Origin of the sequence: Pseudomonas triticicola, assembly GCF_019145375.1 — a bacterium.
In the GTDB taxonomy this organism is placed as follows: domain Bacteria; phylum Pseudomonadota; class Gammaproteobacteria; order Pseudomonadales; family Pseudomonadaceae; genus Aquipseudomonas; species Aquipseudomonas triticicola.
Genome location: NZ_JAHSTX010000001.1, coordinates 3,194,853 through 3,213,930, shown reverse-complemented (window position 1 = coordinate 3,213,930; position 19,078 = coordinate 3,194,853). Strand labels below are relative to the sequence as shown.

Sequence of the window (19,078 nt, the reverse complement as noted above, 5' to 3'; positions counted from 1 at the left end):
TCGCTAATGACGTGGGGATTGTTCGACTTGAACGAGGTCTGCCGCAGAGACGTGGAGCAGTCTGCTACGCAAACTCATCGTTACCAATTGGCAATGTGAATTTCGAAATGAATCTAAAGCAATTTATCCAGCACGAACTGCTTGAACCACGGCGGTTGAGTGTCTGATTTGATTTCGATCAGTTCTCCATCCGTAATTTCAGCTATCTGCGTCAGGTCTTCACTGCCTTCATCAGAGTTATCGAAAATATACGCCCGATTGGAGGCCAGAATAGCTTCGGATAAAAGCTCGAGAGATCGCCAGTATCGAGCTTCAATTTTTTCAGCAGGAACGTTATGCCCGCCTCGGGAAACGCGGTATGCAACTCTCGCAATATTTATCTGCGGATCCGCTGTCGCCACGTAATAGACGTAGACCCTATAGCCGGATTTACTCGCTTCAGCGAGGAGGCTGACTTTGTCCGCGGAGGACATGACGGTTTCGAACGTAAAGCTGATGCGTTCTTTTATCAACGATCTACGGATGAAGTCGCAGAGTGCCGACGCAACGTACGAGTCGATTTCAGTATTCGAAAAGTTGAGCCGGATTCCATCAATTGCGAGGTCATCAAGCTTTGCCTGCGAACGAGGCGATTTTTTCAGCAGGGGGTGAGCACGGAGAAAGTCGAAAAGCTCCGCCTTATGTGCTTCGATGCGATAAGAACCGAAATCAAAGTAACCGGTATCTTTGATTGAGCGCTCGATGTCGTCAGGATTTATGTAGTTGCCCAGCAGGTGCGCAGGGACAAGTCGATTGAATGTGCTTTTCCCGGATCCGTTCGGTCCCGCAAATATCCGTATTCTCGGTGTGCTCAAGAAGTAACCTGTTTTGAAGATTTATTGATGTGCAGACGCGTTCCGCTTTTCAGATTGCCGTAGGCGCCAATCGACCGCAAAACGATGGAAGTCTTCTCGGTCACTTCAAGCAGTTGACCATCTTTAGCGACAAGCACCGCTGCGCCGTTTGCGAGCGCCATTTTGTAGGCATTGCTGAAGGCCTTTAAAGCGATGTCAGGAATTCGTGACTCCTGAACAGCAATCTGATCATCAGTCATTGGGCGTTTTTCGGCTTTGCGCGACATGAATGACTCCAAAAGGGTGTAAAGAGTAGATGGCTGTTTCTTGCGCAAGATATAGCACATTTGCAAGGTTTACAGCCAAGCCCCTCGTCTGTTGAAGGGCTGTGCCATTCGCCGGAACAAACTTCAGGAAGCTTGTATCGTACCCCTGCGACTCGCCGCCGCCGTCACCGCATAACCAATCACCGCCGCGAGGATCGAGCCGGTGAGGATGCCCATGCGATCCATGCCGGCATAATCACTCACGCCGGGTTCGAAGGCCAGCGAGCCGACGAACAGGCTCATGGTGAAGCCTATGCCGCAGAGGATCGCGACGCCGAGGACCTGGCCCCAGTTGGCGCCTTGGGGCAGGGCGGCGATGCCGATCTTGACCGCCAGCCAAGTCAGGCCGAACACGCCGATGGTCTTGCCCAGCAGCAGGCCGATGGCGATGCCCATCGGTACGTCGTGGGTGAAGCTTTCGACGGTGACGCCGCTCAGTGACAGGCCGGCGTTGGCGAAGGCGAACAGCGGCAGGATGCCGTAGGCGACCCACGGGTGCAGCGCGTGTTCGAGGGTCAGCAGCGGCGACGATTCAGCGTTTTTCGTGCGCAGGGGAATGCAGAACGCCAGAGTCACACCGGCAAGTGTCGCGTGGACACCGCTCTTGAGCACGCAGACCCAGAGGATCAGGCCGATGATCATGTACGGCCCGAGCTTGACCACGCCGAGCCGGTTCATCGCCACCAGCGCGGCAATGCACGCAGCCGCCAGGCCAAGGGACAGGGTCGAGAGTTCGCCGGAATAGAAGATTGCGATGATGACGATGGCGCCGAGGTCATCGATGATCGCCAGGGTCATCAGGAACAGTTTCAGCGACACCGGCACGCGCTTGCCGAGCAGCGCCAGTACGCCGAGGGCGAAGGCGATATCGGTGGCGGTGGGAATGGCCCAGCCACTCAGGGCGGCGGGGTTGTCGCGGTTGAGGAACCAGTAGATCAGCGCCGGCACCAGCATGCCGCCGATCGCCGCTGCGCCGGGCAGGACGATCTGCGAAGGCTTGGACAATTGGCCGTCGAGCACTTCGCGTTTCACTTCCAGACCGATCAGCAGGAAGAACATCGCCATCAGGCCGTCGTTGATCCACAGCAGCAGGGGTTTGGCGATTTTCAACGCGCCGATCTGCGCCACCACAGGAGTGTCGAGCAGGCCGGTGTACAGCCACGACAGCGGTGAGTTGTTGATGATCAGCGCGAGAACGGCTGCGGCGATCAATAGCAGACCGCTGGCGGCTTCCAACTGAAAGAAACGCGTGAAAGTGCTACGCAGAGGCAAGGTCGCTCTCCATCGAATCAAGAAAAAGGTGAAACACCCTAACCCGTACCGTTAGTTGTTAAAACAAAAGTTATATTCTTTTTTGTTATATGTCGTTACAGGCTGTCTGGTACGGGCAGCACTGAGCCTAGCAGTTGCCTGACACATTGAGACTCAGCTGTATCTTTGCCGCCTGCGGGATTTTTCCTAAGCTTGCGGCAGACCTTTTTCAGAAGACCGATTTTCTGGCTGATTCAACGAGAACCGAAACCATGAGCGACAACCGACAGTGGGCCCGCGAAGCCATCCGCATCATTGAGGCGGACTTCCAGCGCAGCGCCGACACCCACCTGATCCCTTTGCCGCTGCCCGGTTTTGCCGGCATCGAGTTGTATTTCAAGGACGAATCCAGCCACCCGACCGGCAGCCTCAAGCATCGCCTGGCCCGTTCGCTGTTCCTCTACGCGCTGTGTAACGGCTGGCTGAAACCCGGCGCGCCAGTGATCGAAGCGTCCAGCGGCTCGACGGCGATTTCCGAAGCGTATTTCGCGCGCATGCTCGGTTTGCCGTTTATCGCGGTGATGCCGGCGACCACCTCGAAAGAGAAGATTGCCCAGATTGCCTTCTACGGCGGGCAGAGCCATCTGGTGCAGGATCCGACGCAGATCTACGCCGAATCCGAGCGCCTGGCCCGCGAGCATGGCGGTCACTTCATCGATCAGTTCACTTACGCTGAACGCGCCACCGACTGGCGAGCGAACAACAACATCGCCGAGTCGATCTTCCAGCAGATGCGCTTCGAAAAACACCCTGAGCCGACCTGGCTGATTTCCAGCCCCGGCACCGGCGGCACCACCGCGACCCTCGGCCGTTACGTGCGCTATCGCCAGCATTGCACCCGCGTGTTGTGTGCCGATGCCGAGCGTTCGGTGTTCTTCGATTTTTACCAGACCGGAGATGCCAGCCTGCGCCTGGACTGCGGCTCGCGCATAGAAGGCATTGGCCGGCCTCGGGTCGAAGCGTCGTTCCTGCCCAAGGTGATCGATGCGATGGTCAAGGTGCCGGACGCCCTGTCGCTGGCGGCCATGCATTATCTGGCGCAGCGTTTGGGGCGGCATGTCGGCGGGTCGAGCGGGACCAATCTGATCGGTGCGCTGATGGCAGCGCAGCAGATGAAAGCGGCGGGGCAGTCGGGGTCGATCGTGGCGATCCTGTGCGATGGCGGCGAGCGTTATGCCGACACCTATTACGACCAGAACTGGTTGAAAGCGCAGGGTTACGAACTGGGTGATTTGATTGCAGCGGTGGCCGCGAGTGCCGAGCGCGGAGAGGCGTTGCCGACCTCGGTGCTGCGCGCGAATATCTAAAGCCAAAAGCAGAAACCACTGTGGGAGCGAGGCTGCTCGCGAAGGCGGAGTCACATTCTACAACTTCGTTGAGTGACAGACCGCTTTCGCGAGCAGGCTCGCTCCCACAGGGTTTTGCGTTGTTGCGAACTTAGCGGATCAGGCGTCGAGGCCGAGGATATCCCGCGCTACCGCCTCGGCAATGCGAATCCCGTCGACACCCGCCGAGAGAATCCCGCCGGCATAGCCCGCGCCTTCACCGGCCGGGAACAGGCCTTTGACGTTCATGCTCTGCAGCGACTCGTTGCGGGTGATGCGCAGCGGCGATGAAGTGCGCGTCTCGATCCCGGTCAGCACGGCGTCGTGCAGCGAATACCCGCGAATCTGCTTCTCGAACGCCGGCAAGGCTTCACGGATCGCCTCAATGGCAAACTCCGGGAGCGCCAAGGCCAGATCGCCCAGCGCCACGCCTGGTTTGTACGACGGCTCGACTTCGCCCAGTTCGGTCGATGGAATGTCGTTGATAAAGTCGCCGACGAGTTGCGCCGGGGCCTTGTAGTCGCTGCCGCCAAGGATGAACGCGTGGGATTCCAGGCGTTCCTGCAACTCGATACCGGCGAGCGGGCCGCCCGGATAATCGACTTCCGGGGTGATGCCGACGACGATGCCGGAGTTGGCATTGCGCTCGTTACGCGAGTACTGGCTCATGCCATTGGTGACTACGCGATTGGGCTCGGACGTCGCCGCGACCACAGTGCCGCCCGGGCACATGCAGAAGCTGTAGACCGAGCGCCCGTTCTTGGCGTGGTGCACCAGTTTGTAATCGGCAGCGCCGAGTTTCGGGTGGCCGGCGTATTTGCCCAGGCGCGCGCGGTCGATCAGCGATTGCGGATGTTCGATGCGGAAACCCACCGAGAACGGCTTGGCTTCCATGAACACGCCACGGCTGTGGAGCATGCGGAAGGTGTCGCGGGCACTGTGGCCGAGGGCCAGAACCACATGCTTCGAATGCAGGGTTTCGCCGCTGGCCAGTTGCACGCCCACCAGTTGGCCGTCTTCGATCAGCACGTCGCTGACGCGCTCCTGGAAGCGCACTTCACCGCCCAGCTCACGGATCTGCTCGCGCATGTTTTCGACCATGCCGGTCAGGCGGAACGTACCGATGTGCGGCTTGCTGACGTAGAGGATTTCTTCCGGCGCGCCGGCCTTGACGAACTCGTGCAGGACTTTGCGGCCGAGGAATTTCGGGTCCTTGATCTGGCTGTACAGCTTGCCGTCGGAGAACGTGCCCGCGCCGCCTTCGCCAAACTGTACGTTGGACTCGGGATTGAGCACGCTTTTGCGCCACAGGCCCCAGGTGTCCTTGGTGCGCTGACGGACTTCGGTGCCGCGTTCGAGAATGATCGGTTTGAAACCCATCTGCGCCAGCAGCAGGCCGGCGAAGATGCCGCACGGGCCGAAACCGACGACGATCGGCCGTTGGCCGAGATCGCTCGGTGCCTGGCCGACGAATTTGTAGCTGACATCCGGCGCCACGTTGACGTTACGGTCGTCGGCGAACTTGCCCAACACTCTGGCCTCGTCGCGTACGTTGAGGTCGATGGTGTAGATGAAGCACAGTTCGGAGGACTTTTTGCGCGCGTCATAGCTGCGCTTGAACAAGGTGAAATCGAGCAGATCATCGCTGGCGATGCCCAGGCGTTGCACGATGGCGACGCGCAGGTCTTCTTCGGGATGGTCGATTGGCAGCTTGAGTTCGGTGATTCGTAACATGGCGGGGATCCGGATTCGCGGGGCGCACAACTGCGCCAGGGCGTTTGAAGGCGGCGATTATAAGCCGCCGCGAGCGGATCCGTGGGGGAAAAACGATCAGTCGTTACGCGCGCCGCCGAAATAGCCGCAGCCGCGCTGCACCTGACCGTCGATACGCAATTCGGCGCTCATGTGCTGCACGCTGCCGGTGCTGCTGTCGATGCAGCGCTGTGGCGCGACCCACAATTCGATGCGCTGGTTGTTGGCTTCGCTGCTGAGATTGAAGCGGCCGTCGCCCAGTTGCTCTTCCACATACGGCACGGCCAGCGGCGGCTGGCCGTCGCGCTCGATGACCATGCCTTTGCCGCTGACCTTGACGTTCCATTCCGGGCCATGGCCGCCAGCACGCAGGATCAACAGTTTGAAATTGGGGTCATCACAGGCCGTGCCAGAGCGTTCGACGCGATACAACTGGCCGAGGTCGAGGCGGTCGCCGGAGACCTTGCCGCGCACATCGGCAAACAGCTTGCCCTGCTCGTCGGCGAGGGTGGCGGCCTCTTGCAGGACGCTGGTGCCGCCGATGTCGTTGACCACCAGTCGCCGCTGCTCCTGGCACGGCTGGAACACCAGTTTGCCGTCGGCGGCGGTCAGTTGCCCCTGCATCCGCGTTTGCCCGGCATGGGACACACTTTCACGCTGGCCGTCGAACAACTGGCAGGCCGCAAACAACGGAAGCAGGGCAACGAGGACGATCGAACGGGCAACACGCATCTTTGGCTCTCCAGACAAGTGCTGCCACGTTACGCAGCCTGACCGTTCATCACAAGGGCCTTAACCCACGTGAAACGTCTGACCGGTCTGCAGGCCTTCGACACTTTTCGCGTAGGCCAAAGCCACTTCTGCAGCAGGAACCGGCTTGAAGCCACGGAAGTAGGGCGCGTATTTGCCCAGGGCTTCGGTCAGCACGGTCGGGCTCACCGAGTTCACCCGCAGGCCACGCGGCAGTTCGATGGCGGCGGCGCGGACGAAGCTGTCGAGGGCGCCGTTGACCAGCGCTGCCGAAGCGCCGCTGCGAATCGGATCGTGGCTGAGCACGCCGGTGGTAAAGGTGAACGAGGCGCCGTCATTGGCGTACTCGCGGCCGATCAGCAGCAGGTTGACCTGGCCCATCAGCTTGTCTTTCAGGCCGAGGGCGAAGCTGTCCCCAGTCATCTCGTCCAGCGCTGCAAACGTCACGTTGCCCGCCGAGCAGATTAAGGCATCGAACTTGCCGGTTTGTTCGAACAGCTTGCGGATCGACGCGCTGTCGCTGATATCCACCTGCAAGTCACCGCTGTTGCGACCGATACGAATGACCTCGTGGCGTTGCGACAACTCTTTGTCCACCGCCGAACCGATGGTGCCGCCTGCGCCTATCAACAGAATTTTCATCGAGCTGTACCCCATGTGTGTGAATGAAGTTTCAGTCTAGAGTGGTTTTTTCTGCGGATAAGCGCACTAATAGGCAACCTTTGGTTTTCAAATGGAAACAATCCATGAGCGAAATGGACGACCTTGCCGCTTTCGCCGTGCTGATCGAGGCCGGCAGTTTTACCTTGGCGGCGCAGCAGTTGGGCTGCAGCAAGGGCCAATTGTCCAAGCGCATCAGCCAGCTCGAAGCGCAATTCAGCGTGGTGCTGCTGCAACGCACGACCCGGCGCTTGAGCCTGACGGCAGCGGGGGCGGCGCTGCTGCCGCAGGCTCAGGCGCTGGTGGTCCAGGTCGAACGCGCACGGCAGGCTTTGGCGCGGTTGAAGGACGACATGGCCGGCCCGGTGCGCATGACGGTTCCGGTGTCGCTCGGCGAGACATTTTTCGATGGCTTGTTGCTGGAGTTTTCCGGGCAATATCCGGAGGTGCAGATCGAGCTGGAGCTGGACAACAGCTATCGCGATCTGGCCCGCGATGGCTTTGATCTGGCGATTCGCGCCGAAGTGGCCAATGACGATCGGCTGGTGGCCAGGCCGCTGTTGGCGTGGCATGAAATGACCTGCGCCAGCCCGGCCTACCTGGAGCGCTTCGGCGAGCCGGCGACGCCGCATGCCTTGGCCGAGCATCGTTGCCTGCTCAACAGCCATTACAGCGGTCGCGAAGAATGGCTGTATCACCAGCAGCACGAGTTGTTGCGGGTGCGGGTATCCGGTCCGTTCGCCAGCAATCACTACAGTCTGTTGAAAAAAGCTGCGCTGTCCGGTGCCGGCATCGCTCGCTTGCCGTCGTACCTGCTGCAAACCGAACTGGCTGACGGCCGCTTGCGCTGGCTGCTGCGCGATTACCAGACCCGACGCATGCCGATGTATCTGGTGCACCCGTATCAGGGTGGATTGCCGAAACGCACGCAGGTGCTCGCGGATTATCTGATGGGCTGGTTCAAGCGCAGTGGCGAAGCGCTGGATCGACTCCAGCGCTGATGTGATTTCCCTGTGGGAGCGAGCCTGCTCGCGAATGCGTCAGTTCAGTCGATACCGATGTTGAATGACACACCGCTTTCGCGAGCAGGCTCGCTCCTACAGGGGGGATCTTACTTTGCGAAACGGCGGGCGATCATCTGATCGATCGACAATTTGCCCGGCCCGGTCGCCATCAGGTACAGCAACACCGCCGCCCAAGTGCCATGGGTCGGGTAGGCATCCGGGTAGACAAGCAGTTGGATAGTCAGGGTCATGCCCAGCAGTGCCAGCGCGGAAAACCGCGTCGCTAGGCCGAGCAGGATCAGTAGCGGAAACACATGCTCGGCAAACGCCGCCAGATGCGCGGCAATTTCCGGCGACAACAGCGGCAGGTCGTACTCGCTCTGAAACAGCGGAATCGTCGAATCGGCCAAGCGTGGCCAGCCCAGTTCAAAAGTGCCGTCAATCAAGTCGATGGCCAGTCCTTCGACCTTGGTTTGCCCGGATTTCCAGAACACCGCAGCGATGGAAAAACGCCCGATGAAGGCAATCAGGCTGTGCGGGATTTTTTCCAACAGCGCGATGGCGCGCAAGACCAAAGCGTTCATGGCAACTCCTTGTAATTCAGCTGGGTGATCGCGTTATGCGCAATCAGTAAGGCGAGGGTTTGGGCGAGATCGAACGGCGGGCTGTTTTCTGCCGCCGCGAGCAGTGGCGAGCCCTGGAGCAGATGACGAAGGAACACGCTCGCACCCGGTTCAAGAGCGAACATCTCAACGTCGAGACCATTGCGCAGCACCAGGGCGTGCTGGCCTTGATTGAGGCCAATGCCCGCGAGAGTTGGCTCCTGCTGATGCGCGGCCCAGATCGCCACGACCGCAAAAGCAGAGTCGAGCAGGTGCAGCGAGGGATGCAGTTCGAAACACAGTTCACTCAGCGACTGCGGATCGGCCAGCGCGGCACTGACTTGTTCAGGCCGGATCGGCTGCGCATCGGCGGCGTGGTAGGCGACAGTGCGCAGGTGCTCAAGGCGCGCGACATCAGCCACATAAGGCACGCCGGCAATGGGTTCGAATTGTGCGATGAAGTCGGCGAAGTGCTCGCCATAGCGGCTCATCAACGGACTGTGTGGCGGCTGACTCTGGACGAAAATCGCCGCCATGGCGCGGAAGAATTCCTCGCCGACCAACTGCTGCACCACCGGATAGCTGTCGGCCAGGGCATTGATCAGCGAGCTCTGCACGTTGTTGCGATAGACCGCGAAACGCCGCGACGGATCGGCGCCATTGCGGCTGCACAGGCCCTTGGGATACGGCAGTTGCGCATTGAGCAGGGCGGCGGCGAAGTCCGCTTGCGTGCTCATGCCGCACGCTCTGCGCGGCGCAACAGCGTCTCGGCTTGCTGCGCTTCGGCGAGCAAAACGTCGAAGGCCGGCACCTGATTATCACGTTCGATCAGCGTCGCCACCGGGCCGATACGTTGCAGCACTTGCCGGTACAGATCCCAGACGGCCTGATCAATCGGCGCGCCGTGATCGTCGATCAGCAAGCGGTCGCCTAGGTTGTCGCAATCTTCAGCGAAGCCGGCCAGATGAATCTCGCCGACCGCGTGCAGCGGTAACGCATCGAGGTAGGCCAAAGGATCGCGCTGATGATTGATGCACGACACGTAGACATTGTTGACGTCGAGCAACAAGCCGCAGCCGCTGCGGCGGATCACTTCGGCAATGAACTCGGCCTCGTCGATCGTCGAGTGCTCAAATCCCAGATAGGTCGCCGGGTTCTCCAGCAGCATCGGTCGTTTCAGAGTGTTCTGCACCTGGTCGATGTGCGCACAGACGCGGTTCAGCGTCGGCGTGTCGTAAGCCAGTGGCAGCAGGTCATTGAGGAACACCGGGCCGTGGCTCGACCATGCCAGATGTTCGGAAAAGGCTTGCGGTTGATAGCGCTCGATCAGCTCGGCGAGGCGTTTGAGGTGCTGGCTGTCCAGCGGGCCTTCGCCACCGATCGACAGGCCCACGCCGTGCAATGACAGCGGGTACTGTTCGCGAATCAGACCGAGAAAATGATGAAACGGGCCGCCGGCCACCATGTAGTTTTCGGCGTGGACTTCGAAGAAACCGAGGTCCGGTAAGGAGCCGAGCACTTCGAGGAAGTGCCCGGTCTTGAGCCCCAGCCCGGCGCGGGCAGGGAGCTCGGTGCGAGCTGCCTGAGTGCGCGGCAGGGACGGTTCGTGATGACTGAACATGGGCGTCACTCAGGCAGGCCGTGGATCAGGACTTGGCTTTGAAGGCTTCGAGCTGACCGAAACCGGTCGGCGAGGTTTTGCTTTCGGTGGTGGCGCAGGTGCCTTTCGGAACGAGCTTCCAGGCGTTGGCCTGATAGTCCATTTTCGCCGTGCCGGCGCAGGTAGTCCCGGCACCTGCGGCGCAATCGTTCTTGCCCTTCATGGCCACGCCGAAGCATTTTTCCATGTTGGCATCGGCGGCCTGGGCGGTGGAGACAGTGGCGATGCTCAGAGCGGAACCGAGGGCCAGAACCAGGGCGGTGGCGGACAGGGTACGGGTAGTCGCAGTCATGATGTTTCTCCAGTTTTTTATCAGGGTTTCTGCAAGCGGTTTGCGCTTGCTTGTCCCTCTAGAGAACGGGTGGGGGGATGCGTTACAGGCGGGGCGAGAAATTTATAAAAAATTTCGGATTCAGCTGTATCCCTGTGGGAGCGAGCCTGCTCGCGAAGGCGGTGTGTCAAGCACCCATAATGTTGAATGACAGACCGCTTTCGCGAGCAGGCTCGCTCCCACAGGGTTACCTTGGTGGTGCTCAGGAAACAAAAAACGGCCCGAAGGCCGTTTTTTTGTGCAGCGATAACACTCAACCGCCGAGGTACGCCTCGCGTACTTTCGGATCGGTCAGCAGCGCTTCACCGGTGCCTTGCATGACCACGCGGCCGTTCTCCAGAACGTAGGCGCGGTCAGCAATTTTCAGCGCCTGGTTGGCGTTCTGCTCGACCAGGAACACCGTCACACCGTCCTTGCGCAGCTGTTCGATGATGTCGAAGATCTGCTGGATGATGATCGGCGCCAGACCCAGCGACGGCTCGTCGAGCAGCAGTAGCTTGGGCTTGCTCATCAGCGCGCGGCCGATGGCGAGCATCTGCTGTTCACCGCCGGACATGGTGCCGCCGCGCTGGTTGAAGCGCTCTTTCAGGCGTGGGAAAAGTCCGAGAACCTTGTCCATCTGTTCCTGATAGTCGCCCTTGTCGGTGAAAAATCCGCCCATCGACAGGTTTTCTTCCACGGTCAGACGGGCAAACACCCGACGCCCTTCCGGGACCACGGCGATGCTCTTGCGCATGATCTGCGACGAGTCCTGGCCGACCAGTTCCTCACCCATGTAGCGGATGCTGCCGCTGTGCGCCTGCGGCGAACCGCACAGCGTCATCAGCAGCGTGGATTTGCCGGCACCGTTGGCGCCGATCAGCGTCACGATTTCGCCCTGACGGACTTCGACGTTGACGCTGTGCAGGGCCTGGATCTTGCCGTAGAAGGTGGAAACGTTTTCGAACTGCAGCATTTACGCTTCCCCCAGGTAGGCTTTGATCACTTCAGGATTGTCGCGGATCTGTTCCGGCGTGCCGTCGGCCAACGGTGTGCCCTGGTTGATCACGACGATGTGGTCGGAAATGCTCATGACCAGTTTCATGTCGTGTTCGATCAGCAGCACGGTGACGTTGTGCTCTTCGCGCAACACACCGATCAGCGCCTTGAGGTCTTCGGTTTCCTTCGGGTTCAGGCCGGCGGCCGGTTCGTCGAGCATGAGAATCCGTGGGCGGGTCATCATGCAGCGGGCGATTTCCAGACGCCGTTGCTGGCCGTAGGCGAGGGTGCCGGCGGTGCGGTTGGCGAACTCTTTAAGGTTGACCTTTTCCAGCCAGTACTCGGCAAATTCCATGGCCTCGCGCTCGCTTTTGCGGAACGCCGGGGTCTTGAACAGGCCGGACAGGAAGTTGGTGTTCAAGTGACGGTGCTGGGCGATCAACAGGTTCTCGACCGCAGTCATGTCCTTGAACAAACGCACGTTCTGGAACGTCCGCACCACGCCTTTGAGGGCGATCTTGTGGCCCGGCAGGCCCTGGATCGGCTCGCCGTCGAGCAGGATGCTGCCGCCGGTAGGCTGATAGAAGCCGGTCAGGCAGTTGAACACGGTGGTCTTGCCGGCGCCGTTCGGGCCGATCAGTGCAACCACCTGCTTTTCCTTCACGGTCAGCGCCACGCCGTTGACCGCGAGCAAGCCGCCGAAGCGCATGCTCAGATTTTCGACTTTAAGGATCTCGCGGCTCATTTGCGCAACTCCATGTGTGGGCGTTGCATCGGCAGCAGACCTTGTGGACGCCAGATCATCATCAGCACCATCAGCGCACCGAACATCAACATGCGGTATTCGCTGAACTCACGCATCATTTCCGGCAACAGGATCATCACGATCGCCGCCAGAATCACACCCAGTTGCGAGCCCATGCCACCCAATACGACGATGGCGAGGATGATCGCCGACTCGATGAAGGTGAACGACTCGGGCGTCACCAGGCCCTGACGCGCGGCGAAGAAGCTGCCGGCGAAACCGGCGAACGCAGCACCCAGAGTGAACGCGGAGAGCTTGATCACGGTCGGGTTCAGGCCCAGCGCACGGCAGGCAATTTCGTCTTCACGCAACGCTTCCCACGCACGGCCGATCGGCATGCGCAGCAGACGGTTGATCACGAACAGCGCGGCCAGTGCGAGCAACAGCGCAACCAGGTAAAGGAAGATCACCTTGTTGATCGAGTTGTATTGCAGACCGAAATACTCGTGGAACGTCTGCAGGCCTTCGGCGGCCTTGCGCTCGAAGGTCAGACCGAAGAACGTCGGTTTCTCGATGTTGCTGATGCCGTTCGGGCCACCGGTGATGTCGGTCAGGTTACGCAGGAACAGACGGATGATCTCGCCGAAACCCAAGGTAACGATCGCCAGATAGTCGCCACGCAGACGCAACACCGGGAAGCCCAGCAGGAAGCCGAACGTCGCCGCCATCAGGCCGGCAATCGGCAGGCAGATCCAGAAGCTCAAGCCGTAGTAGTGCGACAGCAGCGCGTAGCTGTAGGCGCCGACGGCGTAGAAACCGACGTAGCCCAGGTCAAGCAGACCGGCCAGACCGACGACGATGTTCAGGCCCAGGCCAAGCATCACGTAGATCAGGATCAGCGTTGCGATATCTACCGCGCCACGGGAGCCGAAGAACGGCCAGACCAGGGCGATCAGAATCAGCGCAATGATGAAATAGCGCTGGGTGGTCGGCAGGGTCAGGAAGTTGCTGGCCTTGGCCGGGATCAGCGGCATGCCCGGCGAGGAGCGCCAGGCCTTGCTGATCTGCTGGTTGAACAGCACGCGCAGGAACATCAGCACCGAGCAGATCGCGATGGTCGCAAGTACCGCAGGGCTGGTGTTGTGCACTTCCAGATTGATGCCGACGATGGTCAGTTTCAGACCGAGTACCGGGTAAGCCACCGCCCACACCAGCAAGGCACTGAACAGTGCCTGTTTAAGATTCCTAGTCATACTTTCTCAACCTCCGGACGGCCCAGAATGCCGGTCGGACGGAACAACAGCACCAGAACCAGCAGGCCGAACGCAACGACGTCCTTGTACTGGTCGCCGAAGATATCGGCACCGAACGCTTCCGCTACACCGAGCACCAGGCCGCCGAGCATGGCCCCGGGGATGCTGCCGATGCCGCCCAGTACCGCAGCGGTGAAGGCCTTGAGGCCGACGAGGAAACCGGCGTTGGGGTTGATCACGCCGTATTGCATGCTCAGCAGCACTGCTGCAACAGCTGCCAGCGCAGCACCGATGACGAAGGTCAGGGCGATGATGTTGTTGGTGTTGATGCCGAGCAGGTTGGCCATCTTGATGTCCTCGGCACAGGCGCGGCAGGCGCGGCCCAGGCGGGAACGGGAGATGAACAGGGTCAGGCCGAGCATGGCGATCAGGGTCACCACGAACACCACGATCTGCATGTAGGAAATCAGCACTTCTTGTGCGCCGCCCGGACCGAAGGCGAAGTTGCCCGGGATCAGGTTGGGGATAGCTTTGTCCTTGGAGTCTTGCGCCAGCAGAACGGTGTTCTGCAGGAAGATCGACATACCGATGGCAGAAATCAGCGGGATCAGACGGTTGCTGCCGCGCAGGGGGCGGTAGGCGATCCGTTCGATGCTGTAACCGTAGGAACTGGTGACGACGATGCTGGCGATGAACGCCGCGGTCATCAACAGCGGGACACTGTCGAGTCCCATCATGGTCAGCCCGGCGATGGCGATGAAGGCCACGTAGGAACCGATCATGTACACCTCGCCGTGGGCGAAGTTGATCATTCCAATGATGCCGTAGACCATCGTGTAGCCGATGGCGATCAGGGCATACATGCTGCCAACGTTGAGGCCGTTAACCAGCTGTTGGAAGAAGTGATAGAGGTCAGGCATTACAGCGCTCCTAAAAACCTGTACGCATTTCACTGGTGGAGTCATTTTCCCGCCCGGCCCCGTGGATCTCTATCCACTTCGAATCCGGGTTTTGCCAGCGAACCGCTGATGACGGTTTTGAGATTTTCAGGTGGGTCGACTGGCGGATCACGCCAGCGCGGCCCATACATTCGCAAAACAAAGCCCACGGCACGCCGTGGGCTTTATTGGCAGTCAGTCGGGCAAGGCCTTACTGAGGCGAAACTTCGGTTTTAGGTTTGCCGTTGTGCCACTCGTACACGACAAATTTGAAGTCCTTCAGGTCGCCCTTGTCGTCGAAGCTCAGGTCGCCGGTCGGGGTCTTGAACGAACCGGCGTGGATGGCTTCAGCCACTTCGGTAGCGTCTTCGGACTTGGCCGCCTTGATGCCTTCGGCAATCACGGTCACTGCCGAGTAGGACGGGAACACGAACGGACCGCTCGGATCTTCCTTCTTGGCTTTGAACGCGTCAGCCAGGGCAACGTTGGCCGGATCCTGGTCGAAGGATTTCGGCAGGGTCACCAGCAGGCCTTCGGACGCGTCCTTGGCGATCTGGGTGATCGAGTCGTTACCCACGCCTTCCGGACCCATGAAGCGGGCTTTCAGGCCTTTTTCCTGAGCCTGACGCAGAATCAGACCCAGCTCCGGGTGGTAGCCACCGTAGTAGACGAAGTCGACGCCGGCTTGCTTGAGCTTGGCGATGATGGCGGAGAAGTCTTTGTCGCCAGCGTTGACGCCTTCGAAGACGGCAACCTTGGTGCCTTTCTTCTCAAGGGTCGATTTCACCGCGGTGGCGATGCCTTCACCGTACTGCTGTTTGTCGTGCAGCACGCCAACCACTTTCGGTTTCACGTGATCGGCGATGTAGTTGCCGGCGGCAGGGCCCTGGGCGCTGTCGAGACCGATGGTGCGGAAGATCATTTTGTAGCCACGGGCGGTGATGTCCGGGCTGGTGGCAGCCGGGGTGATCATGATCACGCCTTCGTCTTCGTAGATGTCCGAAGCAGGCTGGGTGGAGCTGGAGCACAGGTGACCGACCACGAACTTGACGCCGTCGTTGACGACCTTGTTCGCTACCGCTACCGCTTGTTTCGGATCGCAGGCATCGTCGTATTCAACGGCTTCGAGTTTCTTGCCGTCGACGCCGCCCTTGGCGTTGATCTGCTCGATGGCCATTTTCGCGCCACTGAACTGCATGTCGCCGTACTGGGCTACTGGACCGGTTTTAGGACCGGCGATACCGATTTTGATGGTGTCAGCTGCGAACGAATGGCTGGCAACCCCGGCCAGAACCATAGCGGCAAACAGTTTGGAAATCTGCTTAGTAGCCTTAGTCATAGTGCTCCACTCTTACTGTTGTATTTTTTAGAGTTCTGGCGCCGTAGCAGCAGAACCGGGTCAGATATCTTTGCGATACCCTCCGGAAAATGCCCCGGCAACTGTACCGGTACAGTGTAGAGCGCCGCTTGATCAACTGGGAAGCGGGCGCCACGGGGCAAAACTTGGGGGTGTCGCATTTTTGAATGAAAGAGACAGAATTGCGGCGGGGCAATCGAGGGCATATATCCCAAAAGGCAGCATTCCCTGGCGTTCCTGCTCTTTTCGTTCGGTGCAGCGATTTGCAACCGGGTTTTTCTGCCGGACCACCGACGTTATCATTCGCGTCGATTTCTTTTCCGGACAGCTCCCATGAATCAAGAACCTAGCACCCTCTATGCCAAGCTGCTTGGTGAAACGGCATCTATTACCTGGAAAGAGCTGGAGCCGTTCTTCGCCAAGGGTGCCCTATTGTGGGTCGACCCTGACCTGGATTTGATCGCCGCCGCCGAGGCCGTGGCTTCGGATGAAGGCGAGAAAGTCGCGGCCTGGCTGGCCGAGGACAAGGTCGCCAAGCTGTCTGAAACGCGGGCACTGGATATTTTCGAACGTGATCCGCAGCTGTGGGCCGTGGTGGTTTCGCCGTGGATTCTGATCCAGGAAAGGGCGGCCGTTTAATTGCCTGCACCCTTTTGGTGCCTCGATTGCCGCACCGCAAGTGTGTAGCGGAGTAGCGTGATGGCACCTTGCCGTGGAGAAACACCACGCCTCACGGTGACGTAAACGTAACGGGAACAGTTTATGGAGCTGCCTGAGGGTTGCTTAATTGTTTCTGGATGTTCGTAAAGCTGAATTTGTCGGTGAATTCGAGGGCGCCTTCGCGAGCAGGCTCGCTCCCACATTGAAATACATTTCCCTGTGGGAGCAAGCCTGCTCGCGAATGGGGTCATCTCGTTTCTGGATCAGACCGAGTAAGTCTTGCCGGTATGGTTATTCAGCGAAATGACCTTGGTCTTGCCAATCCGGTGGCGGTAGATCTCGCGCAGGTACTTGATCGACTTCTTCACGCAATCACGCGACAGGCGAATGTCATTGATCGAGACGAACTTGTCCTTGTCGTTGATCAACTCACGGTATTTCTTTTCGTACATCGGTTTGATCGCGTACCAGTTGGTGTCGAGGATCTTCGCCGGGTTTTCGAATTCGTTGAGCAGGTCGTCGATCCGCTCTTCGTCGAAGTCTTCCTGAATGATGAAGTCGAGAATCGAGTTATCCAGCGTCTCGTCGAAACGGTACGGATTCTTCGCGAAGCAGCGCTTGATGAACGCCACGATCAGTGTGAGGAAGTCGTCCGACAGGCACGGGCTCTTGGCGATGAGGGTGGTCAGCGACAGGTTGGCCGAAGCGCCGATCACCAGCGCGTAGCGCTTGAGGGTGGTGTTGGGGAACAGGCTGTTGAGATGGGTCTTCAACCGGTTCAGGTCCATGTACGACAGTTTGTAGTCTTTCGGCAGCGAGACGATCGAGACCACCGACGAGCAATTCTTGAAGAAGTGCAGGTCGTGCAGCGCGGCGGCGTCGTAGCCGGAATTCTTGTACTGCTCAAGCGAAGCGCGATAACGCTTGGATTCGATCGGCAGCAGGCTGATGCCTTCGATGGCCTGAGTGACCTTGTTGAAGTGCGGCAGGTCGATCGAACGGAAGAACAGGTCGTCGATGTTCAGGCGCTGCGGCTCTTTGTCGAAGACCTTGAACTTGTCGCTGCTCGGCGGCGGGGTTTCCGGGACTACCGATTCGGCGTAGGCAATCGCCACCGGCCCGGCCAGACTCATGAACAGGTCGTTGGCGTCCAGGCGGATGGTTTCGCCGATGTCGATGCCGGCGCGGCGGAAGTAGTTCTGGTCGTAGTCAGTGGTGACTGCCTGCGCCGTCAGAATATTGAAGATCTGCTGCGAGATGTACTGGTTGGCGTGCTTCTCCATGGCATTGACATCAATGTTCTGGATATTGCCGTCATCGCTTTCTTCGGCGTAACGCATGATGTCGTTGGAGATCAGCATCATCGCGTTCCACGGGCGGATACGCCCCATCACGCTGGCTTCACTGCTGTCTTCGTTGGCGAAGTTGTAGGAGAAATCCCATTCCTCCGACAGGTATTTGCACAGCAGGCGCCCGGCGTTGATGTGCAGCGCCTCGGACATTTCGCTGCGGTGGTCGGAAATGTTCGGCAGCACGCAGATGCCGCTGGTGAAGATCGGCTCAAAGACAAACGAATGGCCGCTCTTGCCGTCATGCTCGTCCATCGGCTTGGTGTCGAAGGTCTTGTTCATGTACGAGTGCTGCTGCGCCAGACCGAACTCCGAGGCCATGCCCGAACCGGTACCGCCGCCGGCACTGAAAATCGAGAAATACAGGCGCGACTGGTTGGCCTTGATCCCGCAGCTGTCGATCAGGTACGAGTGGATCATTTTCCAGTCGGGGCTGGAGAAGCGCTGGGTGTCCTTGTTGAGGATGATCTTCGCCAGGTACTGGCCGAGGATCGGCGCGTTACCGGCGCCACCGGCGTGGACTTCGGACAAGTCCATGATCTTCATTTTGCTGTAGTCACGCAGGAAGCCGCTTTTCTCGCCCTTGCGCGAGAAACGGATGCGCCCGGCAATGTCCTTGTCGAGGTCGCCGAGCATCACCAGCGGTTCGACCAGAAACACCGGTTTGGTCGATTTGCTGGTACCGATGCGCAGGTTGTTCTTGATCCACTGCGCCGGGCTGTAGCCCTTGTCGGCCAGACGCCGGTCGCTCGGGCGGTCTTCGTTGTTGAATTCGTTGAGGTAGAACTTGCGCGCGTTGTACACCAGCTCCGCCACGTCGAGGGCGATGTTGGAGCCGCAGCGACCGAGGCCGATCAGGCACACCGAGGGGAATTCCTGGTCGTTGTGCTGCTCGTTGTCGCCTTCCTGATGCGGCGGGCGCGGGAACACCGAATCGCGCAGGCCGTCGAGGTTATCGAGGATGCGGTCGGTGTTGGTTTCGGTGAAGTACAGGTATTGCTGAGTCGACAGCGGTCGCGAGGGCGGCGTCGGTCTGGATGAAGACGCGCTGTTCGCGGCGGGGCTCAGGGTCAGATCGGCTGTTGCACTGGCGGGGTTGTTTTTAGAGGTCATGGTGCGCCATTTACCTGGACTGGGTTGGCCCGCCGAACAGTGCCGGCGAACCTCACGGAATAAGATCTCGCGTCTTGTGTGCGCGAATACGGCCCGGGCGTCGTAGTGCTGGCTGGTCTGATCGCCGGGCG

Annotated in this window: 19 protein-coding genes; 3 read left to right on the top strand and 16 right to left on the bottom strand. The window is 59.6% G+C overall.

What is annotated here, in order from left to right; translation table 11 throughout:
- Positions 1-113: 113 nt before the first annotated feature.
- The 3 genes from KVG85_RS14330 to nhaA form a co-directional block, all read right to left on the bottom strand.
- A complete protein-coding gene (locus tag KVG85_RS14330; RefSeq protein ID WP_217864194.1) occupies positions 114-854 on the bottom strand; it encodes an ATPase in 741 nt (246 codons plus the stop codon).
- Positions 851-1,120, bottom strand: a complete 270-nt coding sequence (locus KVG85_RS14325) for a hypothetical protein (RefSeq protein WP_076566264.1) — start codon at positions 1,118-1,120, stop codon at positions 851-853. The genes KVG85_RS14330 and KVG85_RS14325 overlap by 4 nt, the downstream gene beginning before the upstream one ends.
- Positions 1,121-1,243: 123 nt before the next feature.
- Complete coding sequence (gene nhaA / locus KVG85_RS14320; protein WP_076566267.1) at positions 1,244-2,431, bottom strand: Na+/H+ antiporter NhaA; 1,188 nt, start codon at positions 2,429-2,431, stop codon at positions 1,244-1,246.
- 251 nt (positions 2,432-2,682) lie between these two features.
- Here nhaA and KVG85_RS14315 point away from each other — a divergent pair, with 251 nt between their 5' ends.
- Positions 2,683-3,777, top strand: a complete 1,095-nt coding sequence (locus KVG85_RS14315; protein WP_217864193.1) for a PLP-dependent cysteine synthase family protein — start codon at positions 2,683-2,685, stop codon at positions 3,775-3,777.
- Positions 3,778-3,915: 138 nt separating this feature from the next.
- Here KVG85_RS14315 and KVG85_RS14310 read toward each other — a convergent pair whose 3' ends face one another.
- From KVG85_RS14310 to KVG85_RS14300, 3 genes are all read right to left on the bottom strand, one after another.
- On the bottom strand, positions 3,916-5,529 hold the full coding sequence (locus tag KVG85_RS14310) for an NAD(P)/FAD-dependent oxidoreductase (RefSeq protein ID WP_217864192.1): 1,614 nt from the start codon (positions 5,527-5,529) through the stop codon (positions 3,916-3,918).
- Positions 5,530-5,625: 96 nt separating this feature from the next.
- A complete protein-coding gene (locus tag KVG85_RS14305) occupies positions 5,626-6,279 on the bottom strand; it encodes a COG3650 family protein (protein WP_217864191.1) in 654 nt (217 codons plus the stop codon).
- A 60-nt stretch (positions 6,280-6,339) separates the two neighbouring features.
- Positions 6,340-6,939, bottom strand: a complete 600-nt coding sequence (locus KVG85_RS14300; RefSeq protein ID WP_217864190.1) for a short chain dehydrogenase — start codon at positions 6,937-6,939, stop codon at positions 6,340-6,342.
- Between the two features lie 104 nt (positions 6,940-7,043).
- Here KVG85_RS14300 and KVG85_RS14295 point away from each other — a divergent pair, with 104 nt between their 5' ends.
- Positions 7,044-7,958 (top strand): LysR family transcriptional regulator, encoded by a 915-nt coding sequence (locus KVG85_RS14295; RefSeq protein WP_217864189.1) that lies wholly within the window; start codon positions 7,044-7,046, stop codon positions 7,956-7,958.
- Between the two features lie 110 nt (positions 7,959-8,068).
- Here the strand turns inward: KVG85_RS14295 and KVG85_RS14290 are convergent, their stop codons facing one another.
- The 9 genes from KVG85_RS14290 to KVG85_RS14250 all read right to left on the bottom strand — a co-directional run bounded on the left by KVG85_RS14290 (position 8,069) and on the right by KVG85_RS14250 (position 15,807).
- Positions 8,069-8,545 carry a DoxX family protein gene (locus tag KVG85_RS14290; RefSeq protein ID WP_217864188.1) on the bottom strand — a complete coding sequence of 159 codons (477 nt, stop codon included), beginning with the start codon at positions 8,543-8,545 and terminating at the stop codon, positions 8,069-8,071.
- Positions 8,542-9,300 carry an HvfC/BufC N-terminal domain-containing protein gene (locus tag KVG85_RS14285; RefSeq protein ID WP_217864187.1) on the bottom strand — a complete coding sequence of 253 codons (759 nt, stop codon included), beginning with the start codon at positions 9,298-9,300 and terminating at the stop codon, positions 8,542-8,544. Before KVG85_RS14285 ends, KVG85_RS14290 begins: the two co-directional genes overlap by 4 nt.
- Positions 9,297-10,184: an MNIO family bufferin maturase gene (gene bufB / locus KVG85_RS14280; protein ID WP_217864186.1), complete on the bottom strand. Its 888-nt coding sequence runs from the start codon at positions 10,182-10,184 to the stop codon at positions 9,297-9,299. The genes KVG85_RS14285 and bufB overlap by 4 nt, the downstream gene beginning before the upstream one ends.
- 25 nt (positions 10,185-10,209) lie before the next feature.
- The gene (locus tag KVG85_RS14275) at positions 10,210-10,515 is read right to left on the bottom strand and encodes a BufA1 family periplasmic bufferin-type metallophore (protein WP_016771358.1); all 306 of its coding nucleotides are present in this window, start codon (positions 10,513-10,515) and stop codon (positions 10,210-10,212) included.
- Between the two features lie 292 nt (positions 10,516-10,807).
- The gene (locus KVG85_RS14270; RefSeq protein WP_003222380.1) at positions 10,808-11,509 is read right to left on the bottom strand and encodes an ABC transporter ATP-binding protein; all 702 of its coding nucleotides are present in this window, start codon (positions 11,507-11,509) and stop codon (positions 10,808-10,810) included.
- On the bottom strand, positions 11,510-12,277 hold the full coding sequence (gene livG / locus KVG85_RS14265; protein WP_016771357.1) for a high-affinity branched-chain amino acid ABC transporter ATP-binding protein LivG: 768 nt from the start codon (positions 12,275-12,277) through the stop codon (positions 11,510-11,512).
- Positions 12,274-13,530 carry a high-affinity branched-chain amino acid ABC transporter permease LivM gene (locus KVG85_RS14260; protein WP_016771356.1) on the bottom strand — a complete coding sequence of 419 codons (1,257 nt, stop codon included), beginning with the start codon at positions 13,528-13,530 and terminating at the stop codon, positions 12,274-12,276. Before KVG85_RS14260 ends, livG begins: the two co-directional genes overlap by 4 nt.
- Complete coding sequence (gene livH / locus KVG85_RS14255; RefSeq protein ID WP_016771355.1) at positions 13,527-14,450, bottom strand: high-affinity branched-chain amino acid ABC transporter permease LivH; 924 nt, start codon at positions 14,448-14,450, stop codon at positions 13,527-13,529. The genes KVG85_RS14260 and livH overlap by 4 nt, the downstream gene beginning before the upstream one ends.
- 229 nt (positions 14,451-14,679) lie before the next feature.
- On the bottom strand, positions 14,680-15,807 hold the full coding sequence (locus KVG85_RS14250) for a branched-chain amino acid ABC transporter substrate-binding protein (RefSeq protein ID WP_217864185.1): 1,128 nt from the start codon (positions 15,805-15,807) through the stop codon (positions 14,680-14,682).
- A gap of 351 nt (positions 15,808-16,158) precedes the next feature.
- Here KVG85_RS14250 and KVG85_RS14245 point away from each other — a divergent pair, with 351 nt between their 5' ends.
- Positions 16,159-16,464, top strand: coding sequence for a DUF2288 domain-containing protein (locus KVG85_RS14245; protein WP_110645956.1), 306 nt, complete (start codon positions 16,159-16,161; stop codon positions 16,462-16,464).
- A 284-nt stretch (positions 16,465-16,748) separates the two neighbouring features.
- Here the strand turns inward: KVG85_RS14245 and KVG85_RS14240 are convergent, their stop codons facing one another.
- On the bottom strand, positions 16,749-18,947 hold the full coding sequence (locus KVG85_RS14240) for a hypothetical protein (protein WP_217864184.1): 2,199 nt from the start codon (positions 18,945-18,947) through the stop codon (positions 16,749-16,751).
- Positions 18,948-19,078: the final 131 nt, after the last annotated feature.